We start from the raw sequence: 26,291 nt of genomic DNA on the forward strand, positions 1-26,291 counted from the left end.
GAGAAAAAAGCAGCTCCTTCTTATTTCTCGGAGCTAAACACTTTTATCTCGGCCTCTGCTTTATTCTTTTGTATCTCGATTAACAACCAATGAATTTAGAAAATAGTCTTTAACTTACTTTTTCATTCTATATCTATTGGTCATTATTGAGCTCTGTTCCTATTCAATTGTAAATTTTTATTGATTTGGACGATTTCATTACCAAAATTGCGCCAGTCACTTGCTCTAGGTGGTGCCAGCCAAATCAGCGTTCGTGCTGAAAAAGTGGTTTTTGGGAGATAGTCAGAGACGATCAAATCTGTATCTGGACGGATGACTGATTGAAAATTGATACTAAAAGAATCAAAAATTTGAATTTGTTTTTTGATAAATCGATTATACTTTTCACCTTGAGTAAAATTCACATGGATATTAATCGTGCTTTTCTCACTTTCTTCATCATATTGTTCCGAAAGTACTAGTAGTAAATTGAAGAACAGTGATTTTTTACTAAATTTAAATTCATCTTTTTTCAATTGATAGATAAAGATATGACAGACTTCAAAAATAATTGGATAGCGTTCCTGAAAAAAATCTAAATCCATCACTCGTAACGTAAGATCTATCAAGGGTGTAATATATTGATGTTGATAAATCGTTCTACTCACCTTGTTTTCCAGCTCCTGACTTTTCATTGTCAGTTGTGGATACATAAGAATTTGTTGTTTCAACTGTAGAGTATATGTGTCGACTAGCTCATTTTCAAAATTACACAATTCACTTTGGTAAACAGAAAATTGACTAATGATCCCCATTATTTCGACTTCAATTTCTCGATTTGTTCCTGTTATTATCTGACGAATCCAGTGATTAATTGCTTGATATACTCTATTTTCTGTATCAAAGCTTGCGGAATAAACAGTACTAGACAAAAAATATTTACGTTTTTTCTTTACTCGTTCTAGCATCACAAATAAATAATGTTTAAACAGATAAAAGGTGTTTATTTCTTCACAATAAGGTTTAATCTCAGAAAAAATTTCATTCACTGATAGAATATCCGATTGATTATATAACTCATCTGAATCCTTATAAATTCGATAATAAAGCATCGTAAAATACTGACGAATTTTCATTTCATCTCCGACTAATTGAAATGTTTTAGATAGTTTTATACTATATTGAGCAAGCTCTTGCCGAATTCTGTCTATAATTTTATAAACGACCGTCCGGCTCATGTTATGTTCTTCTCCGTATTTTTTGATCGACTTAAATCGATTGAAAAAGATTGTTTGTAGTAATGTAAACTCTAGAGAATCTTTTAAATAATTTTCCTCCACAACACTTGATGATATTTGAGCCTCTTGAAACAGAATGATTTCATTACTTTGTTCGATCAATTCCATTTCATCGTTTAAATCAAATCTTTTTAGATCTTCATTTATCTCCAAAATACTTCGCTCTAAAAGATATTGAGAGATAGTTAACTGCTCACACAACGTATCTTTACGTTCCGAAAATGAATAGTGTTGTTCTAGTTTTCTAATAATTGCTAGTTTTATATTTGTTCGATCATCTAATAACAAAAAATCCATTTATACTCTCCTTGTCCCATACAGCAGTGTTCCTGACAGAGAACCCAACATATCTCCAAAGCTTGTGGATCCCATCTGAGACCCTGCTCCAGAAGTGTTTGTGTTTAGCATTTGTTTAGGTTTTTCTTTTAGTAGTTCATCGTTCAGCATGATTCTTGTTTGAGAGTCATTTGGGGAATAGCGATTCATTACTCTTTTTTTGTAGTCAGAACTGGTAAATTGATTAACCGATACTTTAGCAGTAGATTCATAATTTTCATATGAAAATTTGACAAAATAAATTCCAGGTTCTTGAGTATTCACATTATTTTTGACTGTCACTTGTTCTAATTGTAGTGGTTCACCATCTTTACCTTTTAATGAAACGACATTATCTGAAGGAGACCATTTTTCATTTTGCCCTATGATGATATCTTTTAGTAAAAGTTCCGTCTGATTTTCTTTTACCTCAACTGTCGCTGTTTCTACTTTTCCATCTACTTCGTAGGTCATTTTATATTTTCCAGGAGTTGTTACCTCTTCCCCGTAAAATGTCTCAAAATGAAAAAAAAGTGCCGATGAAAACAGCAAGGCCGTTCCTAATAGCAAAGGTTTATTTGTCATCGCTTCATATGCCTCCTAGGTTGCTGATAAAATCGAATAGAGGGATGAGCCAAAATCAGTTTATACTCTGATTTTGTCCCAGCCCTGCTCATTCATTTAGTTCAGCTAATCTGTTCTTCGTTTTCTTAATCGGATCACACTAATGATCGTGATCGATATGGCTAACACTCCAATCCAAGGGGACGCGTGGTTGACTTGCTCACCTGTTTTCGGATACGTTCCTTGTTTGTCTGGTTTAGAAACATGCATTTGATTCTTATTTGTTTCATTTGGCTTAGGTGTATTTTTTTCAAGGACTGTGATTGTTGCGGTAGCCGTCAATCTTTTTCCAGTATTTGTCGTTTTTTTCTTTTTACTTGGTTCAGCTTTTTGAGTTGTTTGGACTGAGTAAGATACTTGGTGCTCTCCTTTTTCTTTTGTTTCAACGTTTCCAGTCACTTCTACTTCTTCAAAAGTAATCGATTTGCCATCACGATCAGTTGCTGACACAAAGTTGTCTGCACTCTTCCAATCATCTCCAACGTAAATTGTAGAATCTTTTACAATTAAAGTGGATTGATCAGCCTTTACTGTGATCTTGGCTTTCTCTTTTAAGGTGCCTGTTTCATAAACTACTTCATAAACTCCTGCTTTTGTTGTATCTACAGTGCCTGTTACGTTGATATCTTGAATTGGAATCGTTTTGCCAGTTTTATCTGTCGCTGATACAACGTTATCTGCTGCTTGCCACGTATCGCCCACATAAATGCTAGAGTCTCTAACAGCAAGGGTTTCTTGCGTATCAACAACATGAATGGTCACCTGATCTTTTTGATCATGGTTTTCATATATGACTTCATAATCACCAACTTTACTTGTATCTACTGTTCCTGTTACAGTAATTTGATCCAAAGAGATAGGTTTTCCAGTTTTGTCTGTTGCTTCGACAAAATTATCTGCTGCTTGCCACGTTGTACCGACATAGATCGTTGAATCTTTTCCACGAACTGCCGTTTGATTCGGTAAAACTGTTATCTTAGCAACTTCTGTTTGTCCACCAAAGCGATACGTTACATCATAAGTACCTGCTTTTGTTAGGTCTGCAGCCCCAGAAAATGTTATCTCTTCAAATGGGCTGTTTTTTCCATTTTCATCTGTCGCTGACACAAAATTATCTTTAGCTTGCCAAGTATCACCTACGTAAATCGTTGAGTCTCTCACTACTAAAGTCTCCTGATTGGTAACAACAGAAACAGTTGCTTTCGCTTCTTTTTCTTGATTATGGTATGTAACCTCATAATCACCGACTTTTGCGGTATCCACTGTTCCGCTTACGGAGATTTGATCAAACATAACTGGATTTCCATCTTTATCAGTTGCTCCTGTGAAGTTGTCTTCTGGTTGCCATGTTGCCCCGACATAAATCGTGGAATCTTTTGCACTGACACTCGTTTGATCTAATTTTTCTTTAAGTGGAATTTCGATTGAATTGGTTTCTTTCTTCAATACAGTTGTTTTACCATTGATGTAGTCTTCAGCAATCGTGTAATCTGTTGGTATATCGGTCACTCTTAATGTGTATTCTCCTGACATGATTGCATCAAATTTATATTTTCCGTCTTGATCTGTCACAAACTCCGTTCGATTATGTGTCACATTATCGACTAATTCAAACGAGACATTTGGAACATTTAGTGTTTGATCTTTTTCATTATACGTGTGAAATTGCGCTTGCGCCAAATATACGACTCCTTCTGCATCTCCATCAGAGAATCTCAATACAAGAGGTGTTGTGCTCACTGTTCTACGGGTTTCTGTCATTTGATCTAAGTTATCCGCGCTAATGATAGTTTCAGTAGAAATCTGTCCAGCATTTTTTGAAACTGTATTGTAGGTTATCGTAATATTTTCCGTTAACGTATAATCTTCGAAAATGATTTGAGCCCCTGTTGTCGATTGTTTAACAGTATAGGCATCTTTTGGAACATTTTCTATCGTAATCGAATTTAAATCAATTCCGGCATTTGTCGTCCCTTTCGTCTTAATATCGAAAGTAGGATTTTTGACCTTTCGTGTCCCATTATTGATGTTTTTAGTTTTCACTTCATTTTTAGTTACGTTTTTCAACGACTCATGACTTGTTTGAGTAGCTGATAAGATTTCCGCACCTTCATTATTTACAGAAACTGATGCTGACATTATCTGATCACCATATAACGGTTCCGCAGCACTTCCTGTTACATTGATCGTTTTCGTATCGATCCAGCCATTGGCATATTTGTATTCAATAAGGTAACGCTTAGACGTTTTACCAAAATCGAATTTATAGCTGTTCGTTGCTTCATCGAATGTAATTTTAGGATAAGCAGCACTAGTCGGTGCTAGCGGTTTCTCAAAATATTGACCTCGATCCCAGTATTGCGGATAAATTGATGCCACTTGATCATTTGACACATCATAAATATCAAAAACCACGTCTACCCCCGCAGGAATTTTAGTAGTCATACTCAAATCATCAAACGAATCGTTTCTTGCATTTACTAAAAATTGATTTTTACTAGCTTGCAGCGTTCGTTCTGAATACATCTTTCTTCCTGTTCTAACAGTGGTGTCAACTGTTTCATAATCATCTGCACTTAAGGTAACTGCAAGCGTGTCGATCGGGATACTTTTACTTTTTTCTAAACTATCCGGCACATAGTTAAATCCTAAATCTAAATTAAATGAATGAACGACCGGCGTTGTGAATTTTATAAGTGAACCACCTTCGACCGCTGTTATCGTATAGTCCTTATTTAGCTTGTAATAATCGTACTCTCCTTTAGGTGCTCTCAGCTGCAAGTAACTTGGATGTTCAATTTTGATCGTTGCATTCTTTACTGGATTTTTAGTACTTCCTTCTATCGCTATCATCGTATCGCCAAAGTAAGCACCGTTCCCATCATAATTGCCCCAGGCGGTTTCCACATTAGTAGAATTAATGATCGAAATGGGTTGAAGATATTGGTCAGATACAAGCATCATCTCTTTACCACCACTGATAACAGGTGTACTCACGGTTATATCGATGTCTTTCTGATCAAATGGGATGAGCAACTTGTCTACATATAATCTTAATACGCTATCTTTTGTCGCTGTTAAAATCAGTTTATTATTTTCTTTACTTACGTCAAAAAAATCAGTTACTTGTGCTACTTTGTATTCAGCATCAGAGGCTGAAATGTTATACTCGGAAATGGCTTGACCATTTTTACTTTCTAAAACTATTTTTTCTCCTGCTTTAGTTTGTGTTGGTATATTGTAAACATCGACATAATAGTTTCCTTTTTCTCGGAAATTCGCACTTTGAAACCAACCTAGGCTTGCTTCTTTTAATGCCTTTTTATCTTTACTTGTTTTAGCAGTAAACTCAAGACCACCATATGGGGCAGTTGTACTATTCAATCTGACAGACCCGAGTTTAGTTGTAGGATATTGATTGTAAAAACTATAGGAATAATTTGAAACACTTTCCAATGCTAGTGTACGATCAACTGATAAACCATACGCTTTTTGTTGCTCCATATTTGTGATCGTGATTGCTACTCGATTAGTATTGTCTTCGCTAATTGTATAATCTTTGTCTTTTTCTAAAAGCTGTTTTGAACTTGCAATCACATTGCCCATGATATCCACATCGTACGAAAAAACATCTATCTGCTTTTTAGACGTAGTACCAAAAGTTGTTTCTGATGTACCTAGCATTAATAATTCTATTGTCTGACTACCAGATAATGCTCTATCCAAGTTGTAATAGATATTGCCTGTGATTCCATAAGTATTAGTGGTTTCTTCATACTTGATCGGTGCAACCTCTTCATATAAATCAAAGCGATACTCATTTACTGTTTGACCTGATGTTTTGATCGTTACTAATGGTTCGGCATCTGTGTATACATAACTCTTTAAATCCAGATTAAACTGCGTTTCTGTAACACGTTGCGTAAATGTGATCGTTAAGGTCTTACTTAGTGCATCGACTGACCACTTAGCTCCAACATTTGCTACCTCTCCGCTGATATCTGAATACCCTAAGTGATCAGGTAATGTCATTGTATACACTGATCCTGGTGCGTAGTCTTTGTCCTCGACTACAAAATGCAACTTCGCAGTGACCGGAGTGGTATTCAGCACTCTATTTGTAGAGACTTGGCTATACTCAGCTCCTTCCATAGTGGTGAGTGTCATGTTTGCAAGGATTTCATCTTCAATCGGTGTATTTGCATCTGCTTTTTTCATTTCGGAGACGGAGGCGCTTTCTATTTTTAGCTGCTCCGATGCTTCCTCTTGCTTTAGTGTTGAGGCATCCTTTTCAATTGCTTCACTCGTTTCAACTGTCGTTTCATTTTGATTTTCTGCTGATTGTTCGATTTCGCCACTTGATAAATCCGTTGCCACGCTGTCTTCTGTTCGTGCATTTGTCTCCTGTCCATTCGGAGATTCATCACTATTGCCAGTCATTGCGAAAGCACTTACGGTCGATCCAAAACTATGTACAAGTAGTACTGCAAGCATAAATATATGTAATTTTCTTTTTTTCATGAACAAACTCCTCTATCTTAATATTTTTATATAATTCTATCATATACTTTTTCGAACTTTATTATGATTATTTTTTTACGTTTTAATAAAAAATAAAAACATATCAGCTGTTTCAGTCCCCTTCTGTCCTTCTTCACCTCATTTGAAATTGAAAAATAATAATAAAACCACATTTCGTTTTTATTAAATAAATATATTTTTTATATATAAAAATCGCAATCTACAACGAGTGATTTCCAAAAAAAATCATTTACTTGATTTAAAATGCAAAAAACACTTTATTTTTACGAACATACGTTTTATAGTAGAATAAAAGAAAAAAGGAGTTAGCTATGAAAACGTCATTAACGACCCAAATGGAAGAAGTTCTTTATTACTACTGTCGAGAACATGGAGATATCGTGGTAGAAGAAGTGACTATGCCGGACGAACAAGGTATAGTTGATACATTGAGTTGCCGCTTGACCGCTGAGAATCAATTTGAGTGGCGCTGTTATGAACTAAAAGTCAGTAAAGCTGATTTCCGTTCAAAAGCTAAGCTTTCTTTTATTGGTCACTATAATTATTTTGTTTTACCTGAAGCTCTCTTTGAAAAAATAAAAGAAGAAATCCCTAATCATATCGGTGTGATGGTTTATCATCAATACCTTTCAACTGATGACCAAATGCTACCAGGCTATTTTACAATAGATAAAAAACCGCAAAAACAAGAGCTTTTGGTCAATGAACAAGAATTGCTTTTTCGATTGATTACAGCCCAAGCACGTGAAGTCGGTAAAGCCAAACAAACAGCGCGCGGCTTAAGAGTTTTTTCGACCGATCAACTTTACAAAGAACTAAAAAAACGACAACCAGATTATGATTTGTTTGGTGGTGGAGTAAATTTTTATGATCGCTTTGTTGACGAAATTTGTGACCAAGCAGTTGAAGCCTTAAAAAGTGAATTAGACGCAACGCGTGAGGCCTATCTTGAATTGGAACAGCGTCTTTTGGAGGAAAACTAATGTATTATCCCTATTTTCGCGGTAAACAATTTGATTTACTAGCTTTAACTTCATTGCTGGAAAATGACTACCTATCTTCACAAATTATCCCCATCATTGAACCTGTCAAAAACTCCAATACATTAAAAAAATGTATCAATTTATTTCAAAAGGAAGATCACCCTTTTTACCTTATTCAAAATCCTCAAGCTGGTGATTTTTTAACGGAAGAAGGGCTCCTTTATCTAAACTCATTACCCTTAGATAAAGCAGTAATCATTGAGCAGCCTATCGAAACCTTGAGCGAAGAATCTCAATTATTTGTGATCAACAACGCAACGCCTGCCTTACAAAGTGATTGGCAAGAAAACCAGGCGAAGGTCCTGATACCAAAAGAATTCCGCTTACTAAAAAAAGTCAAAGGTAAAAAAATCATTTCTCAAGATCCATTCACTAGACTACCTAAATCCAGTTTTTACCAAGAATGTTCCGATGAATTTTTCTCAGATACCCATTTGACCTTTCAAAAAAGCGGCTTTGTAGGATTCAGTGATTTCTCTATTGATAGCCGTATTTACTATGAACACAGCTACCCTTCAAGAATATTGAGCTTGCATCTTGTTTATTTTGAAAATGATCATTTACGTATCCATCATTTTCTTTCAAGCGAGGAGTTGCCTACTCAAAAAGATAAATTTTTTGAACTTATGAAAGAAGTTGAAGAATGGAAAAACGTCTTATGCGGTGACCATGTAACTTTAGGGCTTGAGTTATTATTTGAAGCAATTTCCAAAGATAAATTCCCTGGAATGGGGGTCATGCGAAAAGCGGCTGTAATGCACCATATGGAATTGATGTCTCGTTATCTTGATAGATAGAAAAAGGTTAGAGTGCACCCTTAGGGCTTCACTCTAACCTTATTTTTTCTATCATTCTCAAAAAGAGGTTCTTAATCATCCTTCACTTGTATTTCAGATTCAAGATTAATCTTGACCTGAAATGTATTATTGATATTTTGCGCCATTTTTTGGAGGTTTTGAAGTAAGAGGACGATCCAGCTGAATGCCAACATAAATGATAGTAATTCAAATGCCGTCAACGAAAGATAACTTGTCCATTGAAATAATACAACTACTACAACCAAAGTCGCCGCAATTATATAAGAAATCGACAAAAATTCTTTGGTTACATTTGGTAATAGCCATTTAATTCCCACAATCAAAATCACAATCAAATAAACTAAATAACCAGCAACTTGATTATGAACCCCTTGAAAAGGACCTGTTTCTGTATACGGAAATAATCCAACAGCCCCCAGATCAAGCGCTGTTAATGTCAAAAGAATACGCAGAATGGTCAAACGTTTGCTGTGAGGAATTGCTTTTTGCAGTTCGACAAATAACCCGTCGATCAGTGCAACCATCAATAACGAAGAAAACATCAAGGTCACATTAAACTGCCAACTACTCTTAGCCTCGATCGTACCTAAAAAACTGAAATTAAATTGCCACCATTGATAATCTTTATTTGTAATCATTGCAAGTAATACACCACCAATGATCACAAATATCAACAAATTAGTCAGTTTAGCAGGCGTGATCGACAGCGCCGAATAGATCATAAAATAATTAACCAACCCTACAAATACAAAAAATAACAATGTTGCTGTATAACGGTCAAAGGTTGCTCCAACAAAAACTAAACCGATGACCTTGAAAAATACTAATAATGAGAAAACTAATATAACAATAAATGATAATAATATCGTTGGAAAATTACGCCAGTAAATATCTTTTGATTTAGTCGTAACCTGATTTCTTTTTCCTTTAATAAAAAAAAGGACGAAGCTGAAAACGCCACTTAAGACTCCAAAGGAAAGAACAAAATTCGCAATTGAATAAGCGCCTACCAGCGCGATCTGTGTTTTGTCCGCATAAAATAGGTAACCTAAAAACAAAATACTAACGATCGTTGTTGGTATTAAAAACCACCTTAGAGAAAGTGTCTGGTTTCCAGTAGCTTTCTTTTTTGGTTCGATCACTATTTTTTGATCTTTAATACTTAATGTGACTTCTGTTTCATTCTCTAAATCAAATTCTTCCACTATTTTTTCCGGCAGCGTGATACTGAACTGCTTTTCTTCCATACCCATTCCCCCTACACATAACTTAACATCTCATAAATATTATAGATTTCTTGCAGTTAAAAGCAATCAATATGATCTTCCTTTTAAACTCGTTTAAAGATCGTTTGTCTTTTTTAAAATTGCTTCTTCATGCAAATACATAATTCATCTCCAATAAACTCCCCATAATTTGGCACGATTTGATAGCCATGTCTTTCATAAAATTTAATTGCCCCTGACATGTCCTTCCCTGTTTCCAGAACGGCTTGCTGATAGCCTTTCTCCAACATATCAGCTTCTAATGCTTGGATAATTTTCCCCGCAGCCCCATTTCCACGACTTTTTTTCTTAATATACATTCTTTTTATTTCTGGTGTTTGATCGTCAAAAAGTTTCCAGCAGCCACAACCAACTGCTTCTCCGTCCTCGTAAGCGACAATTGCACATGCCATCTCCGCCAAATTATGGTGACTTTGATAGTTCTGCGCTACGTCTGCCCCCCATTCCTCATTAAAAAATTCATTTAATTCATTTATTAACTCTGATAACTCTTGATTCGTTATAGCTACTTGCTTTACTTCGATCATCATTAAACACCTCTACTTTTTTCATTCATCTTCATAGTATAATTCTACTGCACTCCCACTCAAAACTCAAAGTAATAACAAAGAACCGCCTGTCAGCCTTGACAAGCGGTCTTTGCTATAGCACTTTCCATTGTTAACAATATCACAATCGCAGCGAAAATCATCCTATAAATTCTTTCTGATCCGCTTTAAAGTTAAGCGTTTTCAAAAAAACTATAAACCACCTAAACTCGCTAGATAAAAGTCCAATGTGTAAAAACGATAATCACTTTTAGAAAATTTTGATTTCTTATCTTGTAATTGATCTATTAACTCTAACCGCTCTTTTTCTGAAACCTCTTCCCAATCTTTACTTCCCATTCTGCAATATAGCCTAAATGGTAGTTCAACGTCCATATGAACTTCTAAAAATGCCTCTGGATCTCCTAATCCGTGATATTCAACATCGGTGATGATTTCGCCTACATAGTTCAGATACTTTTTACTCATTACAGCCAACCTCCTAATAATTATTTAGTTCAAAAAAATATTTTTCTTCATACAAGAATTGTACTAAATTTTCCGTTAATTAACAACTTATTTTCAATACCTAAAATTTCTTTACACCAAAATCAACTCGTTTGTTTCTCTTTGCACAATAGTGTTAATTCTTACTAAAATTTGCCTCACCATTATTCATTATTAAGCACTCTTCGATAACAGTAATGCTGCATTGCCCCTCCTTTAGTTAGAAACAATAACATACTTTTGAGTACAATTATTTATCCACTTTCAACAAAAAAAGACTAAGATATCACTCAAAGAGCAATAGCTTAGTCGAAAAAACCAACTGTATCAGTTGAAGAAGATAGATTTCCCTCTTAATTTTAGCTGCATTTTTATTTAAGTCGTTCCGGCATCATACCTTCTAGAAATCCCCAAACACCGTTACTAATTCTTAAATCCTCTTGGTCATAGTGAGAAAGCTCCGTCCTTATCAAATGATCTTGACCGTCTAAAACTTTTTGTGCCCAGTGTGGATCAATCAACATTGCCCTACCTACAGCTACTAAGTCTGCAGTAGCCAAAATTTCTTTTACATCTACTCCATTTCTAACATCCCCCACACCAATCAATGGTAGACGATCCTTGATCGTTTCTTTTATATACTCAATAATTGGTTTCTCTTTAAACCCATCGCTAACTGAGTGATTTCTATAATTATTAACAGACAAATGTAAATAATCCAACGGCTTTTTAGATAATAGATCTACTAAAAATAAGGTATCACTCAAACGAATTCCAGGCTCTTCATATTCTTCAGGCGAAAAACGATATCCAACAACAAAATCTTTCACACCTGACTGATCGACAACTTCTGTTACACCGTCAACCAACTCATTGATGAATCTAACTCTTTTTTCTAGTGAACCGCCCCAATCATCGGTCCGTCTGTTAGAGTGCGGAGAGAAGAATTGTTGGATCAAATAAGTATTTGCTCCATGGATTTCAACACCATCAAAACCTGCTTTGATTGCTCTTTCAGTCGCCTTTTTGAAACTTTCTAACATTTCAAAAATTTCTTCTTCCGTTAATGCTCTCGGAATTTGTGCATCTGGTCGTTCAGCCGCAACTGCACTTGGTGCAACAGGTTGAAGGCCATGCAAGACCTTGGAATCTGTCATTCGTCCAGCATGAAAAATTTGTAAAATTGCTTTTGTATGATTCTTCTTGATTGCTGCAGCTAGTTTAGAAAGGCCTGGTATAAAGCGATCATCATATACACCTAGCTCTCCATCCCAACCTTTTCCCCCTTCATGAACATTAGCAGCTGCAGTGATGAATGCCCCCACTTCACCAGTCCGTAATGCGTAATAATCGATTTCATCATTGGTTATGACACCATCGAAAAAAGACATTTTCGTAGTCATCGGAGCAACAACAAGTCTATTTTTCAACTGTAGTCCTCTTTTAAATGTTAAACCTGTGCTTAAATTTTTCATCAAATTTCTCCTCCTTATCAAATGCATGCGCATGCAACTATATTCATAATAAAGAAAAGAAGACTAAAAAGCAACTTTATAGTCTTCTAAATAAAATATTCTTTTAAAATACTCTTTACATCATGTTCCACATCAGACAATAGCTTTGCTCCTTCATCAGTCAGATCTATATACACTCCACGTTTGTCATCCGTACAAATCCTTCTTTCAATAACCGATGGACTCTTCTCTTCTAGCCTGTTGATCAGACGAGATAATGCGCTTTGACTCAAGCATAGATAATTTCCTAAATCATTTAACCTCATGTGACAACCATTTTGTTTAAGTTGGTACAAGGCGTAATACTCACTTGTTGTCAGCTGACTATTCTTCTTTAACACTACTTCTAATTTTTTTTCAATTAAGGATTGCTTCTTTGCATAATCCAACCATTGTGATATAAGAGGTGTTTCCATTTAATCATCCCTCACAGATTTTTTTCTCTTTAACTAGTTATAGTTTGCTTGTTTTTAATGTAAAAGTCAAAATTTTAAGAAATTTTCAGATAAAAAAAGCCATGGACTACAGTCACATGACTTTAAGTGAGCGGGACAACCTCTCTTGTGGTGTTCGTCCCGGCCTCGTCTCTTAATTAGCGTTTAAAATCCACATAAATCCTACAAAAACAAAGAATAAAGCGTACATGATCGGTGACACTTCTTTCCCACGTTTTGCAGCGATCATTGTGATTGGGTAAAAAATAAAACCAAGGGCAATTCCATCAGAAATACTGTAAGTCAAAGGCATTCCTAAAAGAATCAAGAATGAAGGAATTGCGATTTCCATTTCTTTCCATTTGATTTGGCTAAGGGATTGAGCCATCAAAACACCCACAACAATTAGTGCTGGCGCCGTTACTTGAGACGTTACGACTGAAAGTAATGGAGAGAAAAATAGCCCAACGATGAAGAAAAATCCTGTTGTCACAGCTGTTAATCCAGAACGTCCTCCAACAGCAATACCAGCTGAAGATTCTACATATGCCCCCACTGGAGAAGTTCCTAGAAGAGAACCTGCTAACATCGCTGTTGAATCCGCAGCTAGCGCTTTTCCAACTCGAGGCATTTTATTGTCTTTCATGAAGCCAGCTTGATTCGCTAAACCAACAAGCGTTCCAGCCGTATCAAAAAATGTCACTAATAGGAACGTTAACACCACAACCCATAGTTGTAGAGAATTGATATCGCCCACATGTTTTAAAGCGACTAAGAAAGTTGGTTTAAGACTAGGAGCACCTGAGATGATTTTAGTAGGTACTTCGATCAAACCCGTTACTAATCCCAAAATAGTTGTTGCTGTCATTCCGATAAAAATACCACCTGGCACACGACGCACCATCATAATGGCCGTGATCACTAGACCAAAAATCGTCAGCCAAGTCGAACCAACGTTCAACGGCCCTAATGCAACTAATGTCGATTCATTGGAAACAATGAGCCCGCCTTCACTTAAACCTAGAAAAGCGATGAAAAGACCGATCCCACCAGAAATAGCATATTTTAAATCTGCTGGTATCGCATCAATGATCAATTCACGTAATTTAAAAATCGTGATCAAAATAAAAATTAAAGATGCGACAAAAACACCAGCTAATGCTGTTTCCCAAGGCACACCCATTCCCACACAAACAGAATAAGCAAAAAAGGCATTGATCCCTAGTGCTGGTGCTGTTGCGATCGGATATTTCGCAAAAATCCCCATCAGAATACATCCCAAAGCGCTTGCTAAAGCTGTCGCAGTAAAAACGGCACCTTCGTCCATTCCAGAAGCGCCCAATACAGTTGGATTTACAAATAGAATATACGCCATCGAAATAAAGGTCGTAAATCCAGCTAGAAACTCACGTTTCACAGTTGTATTCAATTTTTCAATCTCAAAATAAGAAATAATTTTTTCTTTCATTCAATATCCTCCTAAACGTTCGAACAATAAAGAAAAAGTTCGGAAAAAGTGCTATAAATTACTTAAACAACGTGTTTAATCATATAATAAACGAAACGATAAGTAAATAAAAAAGTTTAAATATCCTCTAAATACGAACATTAAATTCATGTTATCACTAATCAGATAATTGATACAAAAATAGACTAAGATTAGAGAATGAAGTCATCGTTGATGACCTTGCCTCTAATCTTAATCTATATGATTTACGCTTGTTTAATCCAGTCTTTATCAGTTACCTACGATTTGAGCAAATCCATTTATCAAATCTGCATTTTGCGTTTGATCGAAATACAAGACATTTTCATTGTTTCCTTGGTTTTGCATAGTAATCAGTACTGAAGGCTGACCATTATATAAAACAAATAAGTAAAGATGGTTCCCCATCTCTTTTCTAGGTACAGCCGTATCAATATCAGAATAAATTCCTACTACATTATGGGTATTTGCTGTCATACCGTCGTAAGACCATTGGATCGGCACCCCATCATAAGTATTATTGTTAAGAACACTTGGATAATATGTCCCATAAAAACTAACTTCATTACCAGGATAGTACTCTCGATAATTTTGTCCCATTGTCGTTCCCCAACTAGCCATAAAAGCAGCTAATTCTGCTTTTTTCTGCGGATTCCACTTAGGAGTAATAGTCTCTTCTGCTGTCGTTTTTGTTTCAGCTGCTTCTTTTTTTGGCACAGCTTCTTTTTCAGACTCTTTTTTGCTCTCTTCGCGTTCTTTGATTACTTCTTTGTTGATCTCTTCAGTCAACTCTTTGCCATATTGTTTTAGTGCCTGTGAGCCATCCTCAGCATCCGTTAATTCTATTAACTTTTTCAATGCTTTAGAGTAATCTTTTTTCTCTTTCAGCGAAACAATCTCTTTATAAAGTTTAGATTGTTCGATTAAAGTCGGCGCTTCTTTACTGTCTTTGTTGTATTCTAATGCTAATTGGAAAGCCGCTATTGCTTTAGACATATCTTTATCTACTATAGCTTCTTTCCCTTTAGCCATAGCTGAATCATACTCTGCTTGCTTTTTATCACTTGTCGTTGTAGCAGTGACTTCACTAGTCGTTGAAGTTGTCCTATTATAATTTGAACACCCAGTCACCAAACCAACAAGTAAAAATGAACTTACCCCAATCAATACCTTTTTCAATACATAAACACTCCTTTTTATTCTTCATATCTCTCCTCTTTTCATTATCTATTACTGCTCTCTCTATGGCAAGCTTTGTTGCCGCTTTTTCAAATGAAATGTATTTTATTGTGTTACTCTTCAAGGTTAAACTGTTCTGCTTTTTTTGTACCAGCTAAGTGTAATTAACACAATCAGAATCATACGCATTATTTTAGACATTTGATACCATCTATTAATTCTATCCTTTACGTATAGCTTACCAACTCAAAAAACCTGAAAAGCAAGTAATCATCTACTCGTTTTTTCAGGTTTTATTTTATTTTTTTAGTCTATAAGCTTTAACTGTGCGCATCTCGTTCCAACAAAGACAAGAAATAGAATAATGAATGCCCCCATCGTTGCATCACTAAAGAAGTGACAACCTAATAGTACTCTGCTGATTGCCGTAATGGCTCCCCATGTCACGCCAAAAATCAATAATCGCTTACGTAACTTAGTATTTTTAGGGCTAGCATATAACGGGAAAAAAACAGCAAACATACTTTCACAAGAATGTCCTGAAGGAAATGACTTATGACCCGTCGGACCATTCATTTTGTACCATGGTGTAAAATTATCTTGAGCAGCATTTAGTTCATACGGACGAACACGTCCCCATAAAATTTTGACTTCTTCTACGCACATTAGATAAACAAAAGCCACTGCAATGCCTAAAATAGCTACTCGCATCAAACGCTCAAGCTCTTCCGACGTTTTACGACTTAACCATTTTTGAACAATTAATGTTGCTATGGCAAAAACCACGATACAAATAATGATATTGATAAACGTTGGTAGCGTAGGATTAACGCCACCATCATTATTCGCTTGACCGATTGGGCGATTGTGTTCTACATTTTGAATTGAAGACAGTGTATACTGGATAGCAAATTTTAAATAATACCAAATTCCATACAGGGAAAGTCCCACCCCTGCGGCAGCAATCAATAATTTCGCAATCACAGGCTGGCTCGATCGAACCCCGTAATGTATGATAATTTCCCCACTCATCATAATCACGACACCTACTGGAAAGCAAGCGTAGTTTTGTAAGAATGTTGCAATGTATGAATTTTGACTCATCACTGCATTTGAGATTGCTAAATCCCCAAACGTACCAATCCCAAGTAAAACCACAAATATGGCGACAACAATTGTAATTTTTCTACTATCTGACATTTTTTCCAACATTTTTAATCCTCCTAAATTTGAAAGCTGAAAGAGCTTGGTCTGCTTTGACAGAAAATAGGGAAAATTGACTGAGCTACTCTTTATCTCATTTATTTTTTTCCCGTAAGGCTAGCTCTTGAAGCTAGATACCATTAAAAGCGTATCAGGCTCGTTCAGTCTTGATAGAAAAGTAAGGATGAGGCCTTTTACCTCAATCATAATTTCTCTTTCTATATGAAGAATTAGCCCTTAACGCTAAATATCCAGAAATCACTTCCAAGTATTAGTTTATCATTTATCAGTTTTAAATATCATACATTTTGTTCGTTTTTATAAGAATAAAAAGACATTAATCTTCTCCTGTAATCTTTTAATCATAAAAAAGAACCTCAGAAAAAATTTCTTTTCCGAAGTTCTTTGACTCACTAGTTTGTAGATAATTAGCATGTACGTTTATTTTTTCTCAAAGCCCATGTCTGTCAATTGTTTTTCGCCTTCTTTAAAGCTACTGCCAGATTTTACGCTATCAGCTGGTGCATCATACGTAATCACTGTTTCTTTGTCTGTATACTTCATCTTAGCATCTTTTAAATTTGAAGATGTCTCAAATGCTTTTGTTACTTGTTTTGCAGCATCTTCGTCTGTGATTTGTAATTTTTCATTATCAAATACCGCTTTACAAGAGACTTTAGTTACTTTATCCCCTTCATGTTCAACAATGATCGAAACTTCCGTTCCTGCCATGGGTGATTGCGTAAATGTATCCGTTACAGCCTTTTTACCACATCCACTTAAAACAAATACCATTACCAATACTGAAAATACCCCTAAAAATTTTTTCATGTTATCCTCCTTAATTTTAGTTACGTTTTCTATTATAGCAATTTCATAGATAAAACAACAGATGTATTCAGTTTTTATCTATTAATTATAAAGTTTTTTCCTCTATTTTTGATCAAAAAAACTCTATTTTGGGCGCGAAGCCATATCAGAAGCGTATCGTCACTTCCAAAATAAATCGTTGGAATTAGGGGATCAATTTCATAAGGCAACTCAAGATTAGCCAAAGAAAATATTAGACAAAAACAGAAACCGTTCTTTAACAAGGCTTCTGTTTTAATTTAGAGATAGATCAATTACGTACAAAGTGATGCCTCATTGAATAGAATCTAAACTGTCCCTTTTCCATTTTTGATTTGATCTAAAGCAAAAACCACAATTGGCAAATAGTTAAAAATAAAACTAACCCGTTGCCAAAATCCAATTTGACTCAGCATTGGTAATTGATTGATCACAGGAATACGAGCTAGCCCGTAAATACTCGCAAAAAGAACACTGATCAGCAATAAAATTAAATACAGTTTACTATGGGTCATTTTTCCTTGTTTTCGATAAAGTAAAAATAAAAGAAAAGGGAAAATCAAAAATCCAGCATAGCCTAATCCTGAACCAATATTATGGATCCACGTAGAAAGATTCCAAGTTGATTGCTCAGTATCAATGCTAAATAATCCCGTAAAAATACAATCCCCCACACCATACAAGCCAATAGCCAGCGCTAGTAAACAAGCCAGTACTGTCGAAGTGTTGTTAAAGATCTTATATACAGCAGGAATTGCTAAAACAAAGAATACTCCTGATATCACCGACCAAATCAAAAATTCTTGTCGAACTGGGCTTGCTATATCCCCGAATACACTAATCACCATTGTCATTTGATTCATTTCAGGATAAAAAATACCTAGAATATAAGGCGTGAGAAAATCACTGATTGCACCTAACAATAAAAAGTGAACACCATATTTTTTTAACACAGTCATTTTGAACCTCCTCAACAAAGCCTTACAACAACCCTACACTTTCAATTATACGTAATTACAGGGTAATTGAACAATCTTGTCCTTGATTACTGATTGCAGTAATCAAACGTAAAGCACATGGCCGCACTACGCTAACGCCTCCTTCAATATTTTCTCAGCATTTAACGCAGCATACTCTTTCTTAGGAATGACTGTCACTGGAATTTCAGGAAATTTACGTTTGATTTCCTCTTTCGCATAACTAAGTTCTGGACATAATAAAATCCGGTCAGCTTCCTTGCCTTCTTCATCTATTTTAGAAACGCTATACGCTTGAATCGTTACCCCAAGATTATTGGTTCTTGCTAGATTATTCATCTTTGTCACTAATAATCCCGTGTACACTTCATAATCGGTCATCATACTAGTAATGCCGAAAACCAGAATTTTTTCCTTTCCATAAATCGACTCATCATCCATCCTAATTTCTTTCTTCATTTTCGCTTTTCCTTCCTTCTTTGAAAAGAGAGTCTCAAAAAAAGAGTGCTTGTTATTTCCTAAAAGCTTATCTGTAGAAATTTGAAAATACTTGCTAAGTTTTACCAAGGTATCTAGATCTGGGTAGCTCTTATCACGTTCCCATTTCGAAATAGTTTGAGGTGTGACATTAAGAAATTCAGCTAATTCTTTTTGAGTTATTTTTTTTGATTCTCTCAATTCCTTTAATTTACTTCCTATTGCTACCACAAGCATAGCCTCCTAACGTAAATTTGAGCAATCAACAATTGGTTGAATCATCGTTATTTCCACTCAACTGTTGGTTGAATTTATAAAAATGAAGGTATATATACTTATTATAGCAATAAACTTCAAAAAAAAATTCTTCGTAATTTATTTTTACTTCACTACTTGTATTACTCACAAAACTTCTCTTCTCCACTTTCAAGTAAACTACTGCTATTAGAAAATTGAACATATATCATCTTCTAGCTTCCATAAGCAAACGCTTGCATTTATAATACAAGTAGCAAAGAAATTAATTAGGAGGTAATAACTATGCTAAATTTTGACATTCCAACAATGAGGAAGAATATACGTGAAATTGACGAAAAGCGTGATGCAGGGTTAACTGAACCAGATTCACTAGAAAAAATCAAAAACTTATCTTATGGACCTTATGGTATTGAGAATACTTTTGATATTTACTATCCAAAAAACACTGACCAATGTCTACCGACAATCGTCAATATTCATGGCGGTGGTTTCTTCTACGGTGATAAAGAACTTTACCGCTTTTATACAATGTATTTAGCAACACAAGGATTTACCGTGGTAAACTTCAATTATCGATTAGCCCCAGATCATCAATATCCCGCACCTTTGGAAGATATTAATGCTTTGATGAATTGGTTGATGCTACATGGTGAAAAATATTATGTCGATTTAGATCGGCTCTTCTTGGTTGGTGATAGCGCTGGCGGTCAGTTAGTTGAACAATATGCAGTGCTCATCAGTAATACTGCCTACGCGCAAAAATTTCCATTTGAAATAGCCTCTGTCCAATTTAAAGCAGTCGCCCTAAATTGTGGTGCCTATTTTATTGGTCAAAACAGCGCAATCAATCAAGATTTCCCATTTTACTTTGGCGAAACAGTGACGCCTGCACTTGAAGCACAATTTCCAGTTGAAAGCTATATTACGGCTGATTTCCCACCCGCTTTTGTTGCAACAGCTTCACATGATTTTCTAAAAGATGCTGCGCAACCCTTTGCTGACTTATTGATAGCCAAGGGGATCGAAACAACCTGTAAAATTTATGCTAATCAAGATCATACTGAGCTTGGACATGTTTTTCATCTCAATCAAAAAAGTGAGATCGCTACACAGTGTAACGAAGACGAAATTACTTTTTTCAAGCGTTTTTTTTAAGTTGAAATATTGATAGGATACTCGGAGGGTTGAACAATGTATTATTTAAGTATTGACATTGGCGGAACTTATATCAAATATGGACTGATCGATCGGGCTGGAAATTTTATCCAAACATGGCGCCAACCAACACCCAAAACGTTGGAATCGTTCAAAAAAATGATAGTTTCTCAATTAGAAACACAACAAGGAAAAATAAAAGGAATCGCCATGAGTTGTCCGGGCAGAATCGATTCAGCTAAAGGCTATGTTCACACAGGTGGTGCTTTGCTATTTCTTTATGATTTCCCTATGAAAGAGTGGATTGCTAGTGTTAGTGACTTGCCATTTGCGTTAATCAATGACGGAAAAGCAGCAGCTTTAGCTGAATGGTGGATCGGTAATTTGAAAGATGTTAGAAACGGTGCAGCAGTCGTTTTAGGAACTGGTATTGGTGGTGGATTGATTCTTGATAATCATTTACACCAAGGACCTAATTTTCAAGCGGGTGAACTTAGCTTTCTAATTCGACAGTCACCGAATCCAAAACAACCACAACTCTTTGGTTTTCACGGATCGGCTGTAAAATTCATGGCGGAAGCTGCTTCTATTGTAGACGTTCCAAAAGAAGATCACATAGCTATTTTTAAAGCTATATCAGATCGATCATCGATTGCTTTGACTAGCCTATTTGAAAATTATTGTCGAGATATTGCGATTCTTTTAATTGATATGCAGGTCTTACTAGACTTAGAAAAAATTGTGATTGGCGGTGGAATCAGTGCACAAAATAGTTTGATCAAAATGATTAAAACCCAATATTCCAATCTTAGACAAGAAGAAACCCTGCTAGGTCAAACTTTTTCCCCACTTATTATCGAAGCTTGTGCCTTCCAGAACTCTGCAAATTTATTAGGCGCTTTGTACCAATTGTTTGTTGAGCTTGATGAAACGCTTAGTTGATACATTTAAAAAAAATAAGAGCTGCTAGTATGAAGTTGAGTGATTCATACTAGCAGCTCCTGTTTATGTTTTATAAGTCGATTTTTATTTATTTCTTGATAGTTCTCCTACTCTGCAACGCCCTTTGGATCATCATAAACAAACAAGCCATAATTATTGAAATATACTTTAGCCTTACTGACTTTTCTTACGTTCCTATAACTCCCTTTACTGATTAAAACGAACTGAGTCTCTATTTTCACATTTGCTAGTATAGCATAAACAATTGCGCGAAAATCCTGAATATTAGTAATTTCTTAGGGAAGGTCGACCACTACTCCGTATTCTCTGTCCATGATTTAAACGAACGGACAGAAAATTTGGAAGCAACTCACTTCAGACGGATAAATTGATTACTAATAATAAACTTCATCAAGAAAAAGTCCTTGGGAAGGAACCGTCATTCCAGCATCACTTCTATCTTTGCGTTCAAATATTTCATCAATTGTTTCTATATCCATCGTTCCACTGCCAATTTCTAAAAGAGTCCCCATGATGATTCGCACCATTTTATACAAAAATCCATTACCAACAAAGGTAAAATGCAGCATATCCCCCTCTTTTTGAATTGAAAGCTCATCAATTGTCCGCGTCGTTGATTTTTTCGTCTTTTTAAGAGAAGAAAAGCCAATGAAATCATGTGTTCCAATCAATTTTAGACAAGCCGCATTCATTAATTCAAAATCTAGTTCATCTGAATAATGAAAACTATAGTTACGTTCAAATGCAGAAGGAACTCCAGCATTCAAAATATAATAACTATATTTTTTCCCAGTTGCATTATATCGAGCATGAAATCTTTCAGGAACTTCCTCTACTTTTTTTATAACGATATCACGGGGAAGATAACGATTTAAAAATTCAAGCATCTCAGGCAAGCTTGTGGCAGCACTTGTTTTAAAATTAGCGATTTGTCCTCTGGCATGTGTTCCTGCATCGGTTCTACCGGAACCGATAATTTCTGTTTTTGTTCCTGTCATTTGTGTCAGAATGTTCTCGATTTTACCTTGAATTGTTTTATCCGAATCACCAAGCCTTTGCCAGCCGGAATATCTCGTACCGTCATATTCAATTGTTAGTTTAATGTTTCTCATATTTTTCTCCTCTTATCAACGTTTTTTTGTCATTGAGTCTATCCATAAGGATCACAGTTATTATATCTAATTCTAAGGAATCTGAATACCAGAAATTAGCCGACTCTCTTTATTTACCGTGACTATGTCTCCCCATTTCAATATACACCAGAGTCGGTAGTAGTAAAAATTCTTTTGTGGACTCACTATTTTAAACAATCAGATTATTGACATTACATTTATACTGATCTATATTAAACATAGGCACTCATCTATATAAAGGAGGGATATGCATGAATTATGAAAGACTTTCATTGATACTCAAGGCTATGGCTGATCCTAATAGAATGAAAATAATCGATCTTCTTTCATACAGCAGCATGTGCGCCTGCGACGTGTTGAAACATTTTGACTTTACTCAACCAACTCTCTCTCACCATATGAAAGTTCTAGAAAAAGCTGGAATCGTCTCAGTCAATAAGCAGAAACAATGGCATTACTACACCTTACAAGAAGAATTTGTCATAGACTTTATGAGCACCATGGCACAATTACTTTCTGATAGCGGCACAGACTGCCTGTGTCAAAAAAAGGAAGATACCTCAACAAAATCAGATGAAACACTAAGGAATCATACCAATAAGGAGAAAATTATTAAATGACTTATGCATTGGAAATAACAGACTTAAAAAAAGTATATGCAACAGGTGTTGAAGCGTTAAAGGGGATTAATTTGGTCGTAGAAGAAGGTGACTTTTATGCACTTTTAGGCCCAAATGGTGCTGGAAAATCAACAACCATCGGAATTATCACCTCTCTTGTTAACAAAACATCAGGGAAAGTAAATGTTTTTGGCTACGATCTTGATAAAGACTTGGTTCTTGCTAAGCAACAAATTGGACTAGTTCCCCAAGAATTCAACTTTAACCCATTTGAAACGGTAGAACAAATCGTTGTCAATCAAGCTGGCTATTATGGTGTTTCACGAAAAGAAGCGTTGAAGCGCAGTGAAAAATATCTAAAACAATCCGATTTATGGGAAAAACGCAATGTACGCGCCCGAATGCTTTCTGGCGGGATGAAACGTCGATTAATGATTGCTCGTGCTTTGATGCATGAACCAAAACTACTCATCTTAGACGAACCTACAGCAGGCGTAGATATTGAACTAAGACGGGAAATGTGGGATTTTTTAAGAGAATTGAATGCAAACGGCACAACGATTATTCTGACGACTCACTATCTTGAAGAAGCAGAAATGCTCTGCCGCAATATTGGAATCATTCAATCAGGGGAATTGATTGAAAATACGAGCATGAAGTCTCTTCTAGCAAAATTACAGTTCGAAACGTTTATTTTTGATTTGGAGGAATTTGAGAACAAGCCTGAAATCATAGGCTATAAGAATAGTTTTGAAGACGAACGGACACTGGTTGTAGAAGTTGAACGCAATCAAGGAATCAACGAATTATTTGACCAGCTCACTAAACAAGGGATCAAAGTTCTTTCTCTTCGCAACAAATCCAATCGATTAGAAGAGCTGTTTCTAAAAATCACCGAAGAAAAACGTCAAGTGGGGGAAAAAAATGTTTAAGCTATATTTCACAGCCTTAAGAAGCCTTGCAGTAAAAGAAACTAACCGCTATTTGCGGATTTGGGTTCAAACCTTGGTACCACCAGTTATTACCACATCATTATATTTTGTTATCTTCGGAAACTTGATTGGTGGACGAATCGGTCAAATGGACGGATTCTCCTATATGGAATTTATCGTGCCTGGACTGATCATGATGTCGGTCATCACTAGTTCTTATGCTAATGTCTCTTCCTCGTTCTTTTCACAAAAATTCCAAAAGAATATTGAAGAGTTACTGGTTGCCCCAGTGCCTACACATATCATTATCTGGGGATTTGTCATTGGAGGACTTGGCAGAAGTGTTCTAGTCGGCACATTAGTCACTATTATTTCTTTATTTTTTGTACCACTTCACGTTTATTCGTGGTCAATTGTGATCATTACACTTCTTATGACTGCTATTTTATTTTCATTGGCAGGTTTGTTAAATGGGATTTTTGCCCAATCATTTGATGATGTATCGATTGTGCCAACTTTTGTTTTACAGCCCTTAACGTATCTTGGTGGGGTATTTTATGCGATATCAATGTTGCCTCCGATCTGGCAAGCCATTTCAAAAATCAATCCGATCGTTTATATGATTTCAGGATTTAGATACGGCTTTCTTGGTACGATCGATGTACCGATCATTTTTTCTATGCTCATTTTAGTACTTTTTATCTCAGTACTTTATGCTGTTTGCTGGTATTTGATTGATCGCGGTCGTGGGTTAAGAAGTTAAACTAAAGAGCTGGATTTGAACAAATTTATGTTCAAATCCAGCTCTTTTTAAATGAGTCCGTGATTATTTCCCAATAACCAACCTTCTTGTATACACAGCTTGCCCTGAATGCATCACCGCATCATCAATTGCAGAAACAATTCGCGCTTGACGTGTAACTGCTGGCGTCCAACTTTTGTCGACCACGTCACTAAGACTTTCTTCAGCAAGACTTTCTAAATACGTATTCGTAAATTCAACACTAGCGTTTAAATAATCTAACAATAATTTTTTATCCTGTACTACAACTTTAGCCGCTTGTTCTGGCGTATGATGCCAATCTTCTGTATCATCAGGTAAATCCAATGCAAATCGCTCATTCCAACCTGATTCTAGCCATAATGGTTTAGTGTTATTAAGTTCTGAAATTTGATAATCAAGTTCACGTGCCGTATGCCAAATCAGCCAAGTAACTGATTTGATCAATGGTGCTGGCATGGTATTTGCCTCATCTAGCTGCATTTGATCAAGGGTATCCTCAAACCGTTCTTCTGCTCGTTTTAAAGTATCCATGGATAGTTGTGTGCTTTTCATTGAAACCTCTCCTTTGGTATTTAAAATGAAAACAAGTTGCATGATATACCTACTAAATACTGTACTACAGAGATTGTGCAACTTCAAATTTCCAAACCTGTTCTTTTAAACAATTGGACTCTTTTCGATAAAGACTGTAACGTACTTGAATAATTTTCCTTTTAAGAATCAACATCAGGATTACCAATTATGCGAATAATAATTGAACACTGGGTATCGTTTTATCAAATATTCGCCCAGCTGTTTCTCTAAATTATTTACCATTTTTGAATCGTCAGATTTTACAGGGATGATTAAAGCATAGGTAGTAAAAGTATTCATTTTAGCATTTAATCGTTCCATTTCTTTTGAGCTATCTTCAGAATCAATCAGAAATTTTAATATTAGCTTTTGAGTTCCTGTACCAAAAACATCAAATTTATCAAACAAATCACCATAACCAGATTTTTTAGAAAACGAGGTTCTTCCAATAGTAACGATCATTCCATTATCTCTGAATGAAACCCAAAGATAGTGATATTTTTCTCTGTCGCCGGACCATGTCATTATTTCTTTTTTTACTTCTTCTTTGTTCATATCAGAAACTAGTATCGGAAGATTATCAGCACTCTTCAATTGGTCCAATTTTTCTCTTGTTATCCACTCTTGTATAGATTTTTTAACTTGATTCACGTGCTTCTCTGCTGTCATGTTGTCTTGATATTTTGAAACTTGAATTGCAGCCATTTCGTCTCTTAAACTCCATTGTCTAGGTCGCGTAAACTCTTTTAAGTATTTTTCTCTATTATTCATATATTCATTCCTTCGTCGGATACCTGGCTTTCATTACCAACTTA

The 26,291-nt window shown here is 35.6% G+C and carries 24 protein-coding genes; 7 read left to right on the top strand and 17 right to left on the bottom strand.

The annotated features are described in order from the left end of the window. Window positions 1-143: 143 nt before the first annotated feature. The 3 genes from AC4BB7_RS15450 to AC4BB7_RS15460 form a co-directional block, all read right to left on the bottom strand. Window positions 144-1,574, bottom strand: a complete 1,431-nt coding sequence (locus tag AC4BB7_RS15450) for a helix-turn-helix domain-containing protein (RefSeq protein WP_490483599.1) — start codon at window positions 1,572-1,574, stop codon at window positions 144-146. Further along, window positions 1,575-2,177 carry a bacterial Ig-like domain-containing protein gene (locus tag AC4BB7_RS15455; protein ID WP_086314396.1) on the bottom strand — a complete coding sequence of 201 codons (603 nt, stop codon included), beginning with the start codon at window positions 2,175-2,177 and terminating at the stop codon, window positions 1,575-1,577. A gap of 105 nt (window positions 2,178-2,282) precedes the next feature. Beyond that, complete coding sequence (locus AC4BB7_RS15460; RefSeq protein WP_490483600.1) at window positions 2,283-6,737, bottom strand: bacterial Ig-like domain-containing protein; 4,455 nt, start codon at window positions 6,735-6,737, stop codon at window positions 2,283-2,285. 332 nt (window positions 6,738-7,069) lie between these two features. Here AC4BB7_RS15460 and AC4BB7_RS15465 point away from each other — a divergent pair, with 332 nt between their 5' ends. Then, entirely contained in the window at window positions 7,070-7,741 is a 672-nt protein-coding gene (locus AC4BB7_RS15465; protein WP_490483601.1) for a hypothetical protein, read from the top strand. Continuing rightward, window positions 7,741-8,598 (top strand): sce7725 family protein, encoded by an 858-nt coding sequence (locus AC4BB7_RS15470; RefSeq protein WP_490483602.1) that lies wholly within the window; start codon window positions 7,741-7,743, stop codon window positions 8,596-8,598. Before AC4BB7_RS15465 ends, AC4BB7_RS15470 begins: the two co-directional genes overlap by 1 nt. Window positions 8,599-8,669: 71 nt before the next feature. Here the strand turns inward: AC4BB7_RS15470 and AC4BB7_RS15475 are convergent, their stop codons facing one another. The 11 genes from AC4BB7_RS15475 to AC4BB7_RS15525 all read right to left on the bottom strand — a co-directional run bounded on the left by AC4BB7_RS15475 (window position 8,670) and on the right by AC4BB7_RS15525 (window position 19,289). Further along, complete coding sequence (locus AC4BB7_RS15475) at window positions 8,670-9,866, bottom strand: AbrB/MazE/SpoVT family DNA-binding domain-containing protein (protein ID WP_086314400.1); 1,197 nt, start codon at window positions 9,864-9,866, stop codon at window positions 8,670-8,672. A gap of 113 nt (window positions 9,867-9,979) precedes the next feature. Beyond that, the gene (locus tag AC4BB7_RS15480) at window positions 9,980-10,435 is read right to left on the bottom strand and encodes a GNAT family N-acetyltransferase (protein WP_490483603.1); all 456 of its coding nucleotides are present in this window, start codon (window positions 10,433-10,435) and stop codon (window positions 9,980-9,982) included. A gap of 210 nt (window positions 10,436-10,645) precedes the next feature. After that, window positions 10,646-10,921, bottom strand: a complete 276-nt coding sequence (locus AC4BB7_RS15485; protein ID WP_490483604.1) for a hypothetical protein — start codon at window positions 10,919-10,921, stop codon at window positions 10,646-10,648. Between the two features lie 389 nt (window positions 10,922-11,310). Then, the gene (locus tag AC4BB7_RS15490; RefSeq protein ID WP_490483605.1) at window positions 11,311-12,414 is read right to left on the bottom strand and encodes an NADH-dependent flavin oxidoreductase; all 1,104 of its coding nucleotides are present in this window, start codon (window positions 12,412-12,414) and stop codon (window positions 11,311-11,313) included. An 86-nt stretch (window positions 12,415-12,500) separates the two neighbouring features. Then, a complete protein-coding gene (locus tag AC4BB7_RS15495; protein WP_490483606.1) occupies window positions 12,501-12,869 on the bottom strand; it encodes a MarR family winged helix-turn-helix transcriptional regulator in 369 nt (122 codons plus the stop codon). A gap of 172 nt (window positions 12,870-13,041) precedes the next feature. Further along, window positions 13,042-14,355, bottom strand: coding sequence for an NCS2 family permease (locus AC4BB7_RS15500; RefSeq protein ID WP_086314405.1), 1,314 nt, complete (start codon window positions 14,353-14,355; stop codon window positions 13,042-13,044). 270 nt (window positions 14,356-14,625) lie between these two features. After that, window positions 14,626-15,552, bottom strand: coding sequence for a DUF4767 domain-containing protein (locus tag AC4BB7_RS15505; RefSeq protein ID WP_490483607.1), 927 nt, complete (start codon window positions 15,550-15,552; stop codon window positions 14,626-14,628). Between the two features lie 306 nt (window positions 15,553-15,858). Beyond that, window positions 15,859-16,764, bottom strand: a complete 906-nt coding sequence (locus AC4BB7_RS15510; RefSeq protein ID WP_490483608.1) for a phosphatase PAP2 family protein — start codon at window positions 16,762-16,764, stop codon at window positions 15,859-15,861. 432 nt (window positions 16,765-17,196) lie between these two features. Further along, complete coding sequence (locus AC4BB7_RS15515; RefSeq protein WP_490483609.1) at window positions 17,197-17,586, bottom strand: DUF1307 domain-containing protein; 390 nt, start codon at window positions 17,584-17,586, stop codon at window positions 17,197-17,199. A gap of 326 nt (window positions 17,587-17,912) precedes the next feature. Further along, window positions 17,913-18,563, bottom strand: coding sequence for a DUF998 domain-containing protein (locus tag AC4BB7_RS15520; protein ID WP_490483610.1), 651 nt, complete (start codon window positions 18,561-18,563; stop codon window positions 17,913-17,915). A gap of 126 nt (window positions 18,564-18,689) precedes the next feature. After that, window positions 18,690-19,289 carry a helix-turn-helix domain-containing protein gene (locus AC4BB7_RS15525; protein WP_490483611.1) on the bottom strand — a complete coding sequence of 200 codons (600 nt, stop codon included), beginning with the start codon at window positions 19,287-19,289 and terminating at the stop codon, window positions 18,690-18,692. Between the two features lie 309 nt (window positions 19,290-19,598). Here AC4BB7_RS15525 and AC4BB7_RS15530 point away from each other — a divergent pair, with 309 nt between their 5' ends. Then, window positions 19,599-20,471, top strand: a complete 873-nt coding sequence (locus AC4BB7_RS15530) for an alpha/beta hydrolase (RefSeq protein ID WP_490483612.1) — start codon at window positions 19,599-19,601, stop codon at window positions 20,469-20,471. Window positions 20,472-20,507: 36 nt separating this feature from the next. Beyond that, window positions 20,508-21,413 (top strand): ROK family protein, encoded by a 906-nt coding sequence (locus AC4BB7_RS15535; RefSeq protein WP_490483613.1) that lies wholly within the window; start codon window positions 20,508-20,510, stop codon window positions 21,411-21,413. Window positions 21,414-21,808: 395 nt separating this feature from the next. Here the strand turns inward: AC4BB7_RS15535 and truA are convergent, their stop codons facing one another. Further along, window positions 21,809-22,546, bottom strand: a complete 738-nt coding sequence (truA, locus tag AC4BB7_RS15540) for a tRNA pseudouridine(38-40) synthase TruA (protein WP_490483614.1) — start codon at window positions 22,544-22,546, stop codon at window positions 21,809-21,811. A gap of 272 nt (window positions 22,547-22,818) precedes the next feature. Between truA and AC4BB7_RS15545 the strand changes: the two genes are divergently transcribed. Genes AC4BB7_RS15545 through AC4BB7_RS15555 form a run of 3 tightly spaced genes read left to right on the top strand, consistent with a single transcriptional unit; the run spans window position 22,819 to window position 24,882 of the window. Further along, window positions 22,819-23,187: an ArsR/SmtB family transcription factor gene (locus AC4BB7_RS15545; protein WP_490483615.1), complete on the top strand. Its 369-nt coding sequence runs from the start codon at window positions 22,819-22,821 to the stop codon at window positions 23,185-23,187. Then, the gene (locus tag AC4BB7_RS15550) at window positions 23,184-24,119 is read left to right on the top strand and encodes an ABC transporter ATP-binding protein (protein WP_490483616.1); all 936 of its coding nucleotides are present in this window, start codon (window positions 23,184-23,186) and stop codon (window positions 24,117-24,119) included. Before AC4BB7_RS15545 ends, AC4BB7_RS15550 begins: the two co-directional genes overlap by 4 nt. Further along, on the top strand, window positions 24,112-24,882 hold the full coding sequence (locus tag AC4BB7_RS15555; protein WP_490483617.1) for an ABC transporter permease: 771 nt from the start codon (window positions 24,112-24,114) through the stop codon (window positions 24,880-24,882). The genes AC4BB7_RS15550 and AC4BB7_RS15555 overlap by 8 nt, the downstream gene beginning before the upstream one ends. A 63-nt stretch (window positions 24,883-24,945) precedes the next feature. On the opposite strand, the gene AC4BB7_RS15560 is transcribed toward AC4BB7_RS15555, so the two are convergent. After that, window positions 24,946-25,455, bottom strand: coding sequence for a DinB family protein (locus tag AC4BB7_RS15560; protein WP_490483618.1), 510 nt, complete (start codon window positions 25,453-25,455; stop codon window positions 24,946-24,948). A 180-nt stretch (window positions 25,456-25,635) separates the two neighbouring features. Further along, complete coding sequence (locus tag AC4BB7_RS15565; protein ID WP_490483619.1) at window positions 25,636-26,247, bottom strand: hypothetical protein; 612 nt, start codon at window positions 26,245-26,247, stop codon at window positions 25,636-25,638. Window positions 26,248-26,291: the final 44 nt, after the last annotated feature.

The sequence above is a fragment of the Enterococcus sp. AAFC-DPL-5182 genome, from assembly GCF_058216605.1.